Source organism: Mesorhizobium sp. M7A.F.Ca.CA.004.06.1.1, from assembly GCF_003999135.1.
In the GTDB taxonomy this organism is placed as follows: Bacteria; Pseudomonadota; Alphaproteobacteria; order Rhizobiales; family Rhizobiaceae; genus Mesorhizobium.
In genome coordinates, this window is sequence record NZ_RZPQ01001400.1 from 1 (window position 1) to 535 (window position 535).

The window sequence follows — 535 nt, forward strand, 5'->3', positions numbered from 1 at the left end:
GGTCCGACAGCGTGCGGATCAGCTTTATCCCGCGGCCTTGCGCTCCGAACAAGGGTTTCAGCACCAGCGGTCCCCGCGGAAGCTCTTGCGCCGCGATCTCCTCGGCGACGGCAAGTCCTTCCACGGCAAAGGTGCGTGGCGTAGGCAGGCCGGCATTTTTCAAGAGGAATGTCGTCATCGACTTGTCGACGCAGCGCTCGATCGCCTGCGCGGAATTCCACACGGGAACCGACAGTCTGCTTAACGCGTGCAGCATGCCGAGGCGCCGGGTAATCGCTTCGAACGATCCGGCGGCGATGGAACGAACGAGCACGGCGTCGGGCAGCGTGCCGCCGAAGCCGGGGATCGAAAGTCCGCTCGGGCTGCTGGTGTCGAATGCGATCGCTGCCAGCGGCACGGCTGCAACGGCGGCGCCTCTCCGACCAAGTCCTGCCGCCAGGCCGTTCGAACCAGTGTCCACTTTGTCGCTGACGATCAGGATGCGAGGGATCATGCGGCGCCTCGGGTGCGGGAACCTAAGAGGCGTGAGCGATTC

Annotated in this window: 1 pseudogene; it reads right to left on the reverse strand. The window is 65.0% G+C overall.

Annotation, left to right across the window (positions count from 1 at the left end):
• A pseudogene (locus EN906_RS36590) lies at positions 1-493 on the reverse strand (RimK family alpha-L-glutamate ligase); the annotation flags it as partial.
• Between the last annotated feature and the right edge of the window lie 42 nt (positions 494-535).